This is a genomic window from Synechococcus sp. CCAP 1479/10, from assembly GCF_019038515.1.
GTDB lineage: Bacteria > Cyanobacteriota > Cyanobacteriia > PCC-6307 > Cyanobiaceae > Cyanobium.
This window is the reverse complement of sequence record NZ_JAFKRJ010000034.1, coordinates 157,790-164,529: the sequence shown is the minus strand read 5'-3', so window position 1 is coordinate 164,529 and position 6,740 is coordinate 157,790. Positions and strand designations below refer to the sequence as shown.

The 6,740-nt window shown below is 70.0% G+C and carries 7 protein-coding genes; all 7 read right to left on the bottom strand.

Features of this window, described 5'->3' with window-relative positions; all coding sequences use genetic code 11:
- Positions 1-253: hypothetical protein (locus tag KUG39_RS13335; protein ID WP_502988650.1), on the bottom strand; the 253-nt coding region annotated here is incomplete at its 3' end.
- Positions 254-303: 50 nt separating this feature from the next.
- Positions 304-555 (bottom strand): carboxysome peptide B, encoded by a 252-nt coding sequence (locus KUG39_RS13330; RefSeq protein WP_094586913.1) that lies wholly within the window; start codon positions 553-555, stop codon positions 304-306.
- The gene (csoS4, locus tag KUG39_RS13325) at positions 555-869 is read right to left on the bottom strand and encodes an alpha-carboxysome shell vertex protein CsoS4 (RefSeq protein ID WP_216915515.1); all 315 of its coding nucleotides are present in this window, start codon (positions 867-869) and stop codon (positions 555-557) included. The genes KUG39_RS13330 and csoS4 overlap by 1 nt, the downstream gene beginning before the upstream one ends.
- Before the next feature lie 2 nt (positions 870-871).
- Positions 872-2,410: a carboxysome shell carbonic anhydrase gene (locus KUG39_RS13320; RefSeq protein WP_216915513.1), complete on the bottom strand. Its 1,539-nt coding sequence runs from the start codon at positions 2,408-2,410 to the stop codon at positions 872-874.
- A gap of 7 nt (positions 2,411-2,417) precedes the next feature.
- Positions 2,418-4,784, bottom strand: a complete 2,367-nt coding sequence (gene csoS2 / locus KUG39_RS13315) for an alpha-carboxysome scaffolding protein CsoS2 (RefSeq protein ID WP_216915511.1) — start codon at positions 4,782-4,784, stop codon at positions 2,418-2,420.
- Positions 4,785-4,856: 72 nt separating this feature from the next.
- Positions 4,857-5,198 (bottom strand): ribulose bisphosphate carboxylase small subunit, encoded by a 342-nt coding sequence (locus KUG39_RS13310; RefSeq protein ID WP_094586905.1) that lies wholly within the window; start codon positions 5,196-5,198, stop codon positions 4,857-4,859.
- Between the two features lie 101 nt (positions 5,199-5,299).
- On the bottom strand, positions 5,300-6,712 hold the full coding sequence (locus KUG39_RS13305; protein WP_015107694.1) for a form I ribulose bisphosphate carboxylase large subunit: 1,413 nt from the start codon (positions 6,710-6,712) through the stop codon (positions 5,300-5,302).
- Between the last annotated feature and the right edge of the window lie 28 nt (positions 6,713-6,740).

The following is a 6,740-nucleotide window of genomic DNA, read 5'->3' as shown; positions in this document are numbered from 1 at the left end:
GGCGCGGCTGCCGGGTCGCCGGGCTGGAGCGGGCCGCCCGTGGGGCCCGGGTGGCGGCCGCCGGCTTGGGGACCGCCGGCTTGGCCACGGCCGCTGGCTTGGTCACCGCCGCCGGTGGCAGGGCCGGCGGGCTGCCGCCAGCGGCCGCCGCCCCGGCTGCCGCTGCTGGAGCGGCCGACGGTGCCGCCGGTGGGGGGGCCGGGGCCGGCGTGGGGGTGGCGTCGGGACCGGAGCGGGGGGTGCGGCTGGCCATGGGACGGACGGGGGGAGGGGGAACGGTCGTGGAGGCGATGGGAGGGGCGCCTACCCGTCCGGCTCCCAGAAGTCGATGATGCCGCCGATGGTGAGATCGGTGTGCGTTTCGGGGTTGCCGCAGGCGAAGCGGGCGGCCGAACCGCTGGCGGTGAAGACCCAGTTGCCGGGGGAGGCCCCGACCGGATCGACGGCGACGCTGAGCTTGCCTTTGGGGCTGCGCAGCACCCGCAGGTTCCAGTGCTCGAGGCCTGGCACCCGCTGGGTGCAGACCAGGGAGCCGGTGACCTGCATGATCTCCATCAGGCCTTTCCTCCCTGGGGTGCCGGTCCGCCGGTGGGGGTGCCGCTCGGTGGCGGGGTGGCCTTGCCGGCGTCGGGATCCCAGTGGTCGATGATCCCCACGATCGTGAGGTCGCTGGGATAGGACTTGCTGCCCGCCGCCTCCCGGGCGGCGGAGCTGCCGACGCAGATCACCCAGTCGCCCGGGATGCAGCCCACCGCGTCCACAGCCACCTTCTGGGTGCTGCCGTCCTGCACCACCTGCAGGTGCTTGTGCTCGAAATCGGGGATGCGGTTGGTGGAGACCAGGGGTTTGACCACCTTGCAGATCAACATGGTCAGTGCCCTCCTGCGGTGGTGAGGCTGATCGTGGAACCTACCGCTTCGGCGGGCGTGTGGCGCTCCTGGTCGCGCACGGTCAGCAGGGCATGGAGCAGGCCCTGGGCGAAGAGGTCGGGATAACGGTTCTCGATCGCCTCCTGCACCCGCTGGGCATGGCGCACGGCCCGCTCCCGGGCGCCGGGCACCTTGCCGTTGTAGTCGAAGCGCACCACCACGGGCACCGGCAGGCCCCGGGAGACATTGAGGCCCTTGAAGATCTTCACCCCCACGTCCATGTCGGGGGCGCCCTCCTCGACCGTGTCCATGTAGGCGAAGTAGGTGAGGTTGCGCAGGTGGATCTCCTTGAAGCCGATGCCCACACCGATGAACCGCTCGGCATGGCCCGCATCGGCGTAGTGGCCGTCGTGGTACTGGCGCACGTAGTCGATCTGGGAGATGTTGTGCTCCAGCAGCCGGGCGATCAGGCGCACCATGCCGGGATCCGGCGTGCTGGCCGCAGCGGCTTCCGCCAGCTCGGCGATCCGGCGACGGGCCTCTTCGGGGTGCAGGTGGCGCGTGGCCTCGTACACGGTGGCGGCATCGAGCCACTGATCGAGGCGGGTGCTGCCGTCCATGCCCGGCACGTGCACCCGGATGGCGTCGGTGTCGGTGTCGATGCCCAGCAGCAGCAGGTCGACGGAGGCGCCGCAGCAGAAGCTGTTCTCCACGGCCTGCTGGAAGTCCATCAGCCGCTGGCGTCCGCAGCTGGCCGCCAGGGCGTCGTCACTGCCGTGGGCGGCGCAGCCCTCGTGGGTCGGGTCGAGGGAACTGAAGTGGTAGAGCACCACCTTCAGGTAACGGGTGTCGTCGTGGGCGGGGTTGGGGATGCCCTCCCGGTAGCGGCGGTGCTCGGTCTTGACCCAGCGGTTGACCGTGTTCTCCACATCGAACAGGGCCCCGGCATGGGGACGGCGCCGCACCGAGCTGAAGGGCAGCCGCAGGGCGAAGGCGATGGCATGGGCCAGGCGACCATCGGCGCAGGGGGTCACATCCAGCAGGTGGAAGCCGCAGGAGAGCAGGAAGGCGTCGAAGTCCTCGGCGGCGGCGCTGCCGGGCTGGCCATGCAGCGGATCGTCGCGGAAGAAGCCGTCGCTGGTCTGTTCGTAGGTCTCGAAGACGCACCAGGCGAACAGGCTGCGCATGTCGAGCTGGCTGACCCAGGCCTTCTCCAGGATCGGCAGGGGCAGGCTGAAGCCCAGCTCCGCCTGGGCCAGGGCCTGGGCCCGCTCGACGAAGTCATCCTCGTGCTGGAGGGCGGAGAGCCGCTTGAGCACGGGCACGATCCGGTCGAAGGCGTCCTTGACGCCGCGGTCGTAGCTCTCCAGGGCGGCGTTGGCCGCGTGGTCGGTGAGCGGATGGGCGCTGCCGGTGGTTCCCTGGCCGAGCCGCACCGCCGCCAGGCGCCGGGAGAGATCGGCGCCGGAGGGGGCATCGGGACGGCGCCGGGGGGCTCTCGGAGCGAGGGGACGGATCGTGGGGGCCGGGCGGCGGGGCATCAGGGGTTCAGCCGCGGGCTCCGCCGGAGACCGTGATCAGGGAGCCGGCGCTGGTGCTGCCGCTGGATCCGGTGATCTTGTTGGTGGGCTCGGGCAGCGCCTCGTTGCGCTTGTTCTGGAAGCCGGGCATCGCCGACATCGGGCCGACGCGGCTGGGGTTGCGACGGCGGGCCGAGGCCCCTTCGGTGCCGGTGACGTGCTTGCCCCGATCCCAGTCGTCGCCGGTGATGTTGAGGCCGGCGGAGATGCCCTCGCCGGTGACGCGGGAGGTGGGACGGGCGTCCTCATCCACGGTCACGGGCGCCTGGGGCTGCTGCAGCCGCACGCGCTCCTGGCCAGGACGATCGAAGCGGAACTGCTCGGTGCCGGTCACCTTGTCGGCGGCCATGTCAAAGGGGCCGGTGATGCGGTTGCCCTGCTCGTAGCTGTTGCCGGTGACGCCACCGGGGCGCTGGCGGGAGCTCTGGGCAGCCCGGGCCGGGGACTGGACGCTGAACTGCTGCCAGGGCTGGGCGCTGAGGGGCTGGGGGAAATCGGCGTCCTGGCTGGTGGCGGCGCCGCAGGCCTCGTTCAGCTGGTCACCGCCGATGTAGGGGGTGCCGGTGATGTCCTCACAGGCGCCGCGCTCGGCGCCGGTCATGACACCGCCGATGCCGGGCTGAATCCCGGTCATCACGGTGCCCATGCGAACGGGGGTGCGCTGGCGGATCTCGGCCACCTTGTTGGAGGAGCACCAGGTGCCGGCCTGCTCCATGCCGGCGTAGGGGGTGCCGGTGACGGCCTTGCAGGTGCCGGGCTCATCGCCGGTGACCTTCTCGGAGCGGCCGGTGCGGGTGCCGCTCACCACCATCGCCTTGTTGGTGACGCTGAAGCCCACCTTGGCGGCTTCGGGGGCCGGTTTGGTGCCGCAGAACTGTTCGTACTGCTGGGTGCCGATGTACTCGTCGCCGGTGACCAGGCGGCAGGAGCCCGGCTCGTCGCCGGTGACGTGCTCGCTGCGGCCCACATGGGTGCCGGTGATGCCGGTGCCCCGCAGGGTGTGCAGGCTGCTGACCTTGGCCGGGGCGCGTCCGGGCACCTCCGACTGGTCACCCACGTACTGGGTGCCGGTGAGCTGGCGATTGGCGCCGGGCTCGTTGCCGGTGACCCGCTCGGAGCGTTCCACGATCACGCCGGAGACCGGCCGGCCCGCGGTGGTGCGGGTCAGGCCCACCTTGCGGGGGGAGGGGCTGGTGGTGCCGCACCAGGCGGCGCTCTGGTTGGCGGAGATGTACTCGGTGCCGGTGACGTTCTTGCAGGTGCCGGGTTCGTCGCCGGTGACCTTCTCGGAACGGCCCACCTCGTTGCCCGTCACCCGGTTGCCGTGGGTGGTGGCGCTGACCCGCACCTTGGCGGGCTGCAGGGGGGTGGGATCGCTCTGGCAGAAGGTGCGGAAGATCTCGGCACCCAGGTACTCGGTGCCGGTGACGGGCCGGCAGGTGCTGGCCTCGTTGCCGGTGGTCTTGAGGGAGCGGTTGGCCTGGGTGCCGGTGACCACCTGGCCCCGGACCGTCTCGCTCACGCCGACTTTCCAGTGGGCATCTGCGGCGGCCTCGATCTTGGCCTGGCCGCGGCGGGGGCCGGTGGGGCGGGAGCCGCCGCTGCGGGAGCTGCCGGCGGAGCCGACCTTGCACTTGAGCTCACGCACCTTCTGGGCCAGCTCGCGGCTGCTCATGTCCGGGTTGGACTGGCGGGCCACCGAGGCGGCGACGGAGCTGGTGGGGGCGCTGGCGGACTTGCCCCGTTTGGAGAGGGCTTCGCGGCGGGCCATGACGATGGCCCGGCTGGGGTTGTGCTGGGCGGTGCGCTTGGGGGTGCCGTTGCGGCGCTCGCCATTGCGCGATTGGCGGTTGGCCAGGGACGCGCCCAGACCGGAGGACGAAGGGGTGGCGGCGGCGGCGGGGGCCGGTGTGGCGGCCGCGACCGTGGTGGCGGGGGCGCTGGCCTTGGTGGCGCGCATCACCTCCTGGCGGGTGCGGTCACTGGAGGTGTCGGCCCGCTTGCCGCGGCGGGAGAGGGCCTCACGGCGCTCCAGCACCAGGTTCCGGCTTGGGTTCGCCAACGGCTTGGCGTTGCTGCGATGGCCGGAAGCCGAGGAGGAGGTCAGGGAGGAGGCACCGCCGCGACGCGCCGTGGGGGCGGGGCGCTGGGGCGTCGGGGCCGGAGCCGCTGCAGCCGGGGCGGCACTCACCGTTTCGGTGCGGGTGCGCTGGGCATCAGCGGCCGTGCGCACCCGTCCCGGGGAGGACATGAACTGGGCGGAGGCTTTCTTGCCGCCGTTGGTGAGGGCCTTGCGGCGCTCCAGTGCTGCTTCCCGACTGGTGGTTCTGGCCATGTCCGCCCCGTGAATGGATGATCAAAAGTGATGGATCCCGACCGCCGGCCGGGATCCGCTGTGGTCGCTGGATCAGCGGCCTTCGAACACGACGAAGCAGGCGCCCTGGCTCTGGGTGTAGGCGTCGTAACCGACGAGGCGCACGTGGTGGTCGGGGTAGGCCCGGTGGCAGGACTCCAGTTCGTTGACGATCACACCGAGATCCTTCTCACCGAAGAAGGGCAGCTTCCAGAACGACCAGTAGGTGGCCATGGAGCGGCTGGGGTGGACGTGCTCGACCAGGGGGCTCCAGCCCTGGGCAATGATGTAGGCGATCTGGTCGTAGATCTCGTCCTGGGTCATCGGCGGGAGGAAGCCGAAGGTCTCCAGGGTGGCGACTGTTTGATAGTCACCCACGGTGCTCTTGAAGGGCATGGGGATCCTTGTGGGAAATGGGTTGGGGAACCCGGCCCCGCCGACCTTGGGTGGGAGCACCCTCGGTCAGCGGTGGCAGGGCATGGGGCCGTGGTGTCGGATCAGCCGACGTCGAGCTTGTCGACGGTGTCGAACTCGAACTTGATTTCCTTCCAGGTCTCGAGGGCGATGGCCAGCTCGGGGCTGTGCTTGGCGGCTTCCGTGAGGATGTCGCGGCCTTCCTTCTCGATCTCGCGGCCGGCGTTGCGGGCCTTGACGCAGGCTTCGAGGGCCACCCGGTTGGCGGCGGCGCCGGCGGCCGAACCCCAGGGGTGACCGTGGGTGCCACCACCGAACTGGAGCACGGAGTCGTCACCGAAGATGGCGACCAGGGCGGGCATGTGCCACACGTGGATGCCGCCGGAGGCCACGGCGAAGACGCCGGGCATCGAACCCCAGTCCTGATCGAAGAAGTTGCCGCGGGTGCGGTCTTCGGGGATGAAGGATTCGCGCAGCTGGTCGATGAAGCCCAGGGTGGTCTGACGGTCACCTTCGAGCTTGCCCACCACGGTGCCGGTGTGCAGCTGGTCGCCACCGGAGAGGCGCAGGCACTTGGCCAGCACCCGGAAGTGGATGCCGTGCTTGGGATGGCGGTCGATCACCGCGTGCATGGCGCGGTGGATGTGGAGCAGCATGCCGTTCTTGCGGCACCACTTCGACAGACCGGTGTTGGCGGTGAAGCCACCGGTGATGTAGTCGTGCATGATGATCGGCTGCCCGAGTTCCTTGGCGAACTCGGCCCGCTCGTACATCTCCTCGGGAGTGGCGGCGGTGCAGTTGAGGTAGTGCCCCTTCTTCTCGCCGGTCTCTTCCTGGGCGAGCTGGACGGCTTCAGCCACGAACTCGAAACGGTTCTGCCAGCGCTGGAAGGGCTGAGAGTTGATGTTCTCGTCGTCCTTGGTGAAGTCGAGGCCGCCGCGGAGGCATTCGTAGACCACCCGGCCGTAGTTCTTGCCCGACAGGCCGAGCTTCGGCTTGATGGTGCAACCCAGCAGGGGACGGCCGTACTTGTTCATCCGGTCGCGTTCGACGTGGATGCCGTTCGGCGGGCCGGGGCAGGTCTTGATGAAGGCCATCGGGAAGCGGATGTCTTCCAGACGCAGGTGACGCAGGGCCTTGAAGCCGAACACGTTGCCCACCAGGGAGGTGAGCACGTTGGTCACCGAGCCTTCCTCGAACAGGTCGAGGGGGTAGGCGATGAACGCGTAGAAGGACTCCTTGTCACCAGGGACGTCTTCGATGCGGTAGCAGCGGCCCTTGTAGAAGTCGAGATCGGTGAGGAGCTCGGACCACACGGTGGACCAGGTGCCGGTGGAGGACTCGGCGGCCACGGCGGCAGCCACCTCTTCCTTGGGCACACCTTCCTGGCCGGTGCACTTGAAGCAGGCCAGCAGGTCGGTGTCGAGGGGGACGTAATCGGGAGTCCAGTAAGTGTCGCGGTACTCCTTGACCCCGGCGTCGTACTTCTTGCTCATGGGATTGTTCGGATGGGTTCGGATGGAA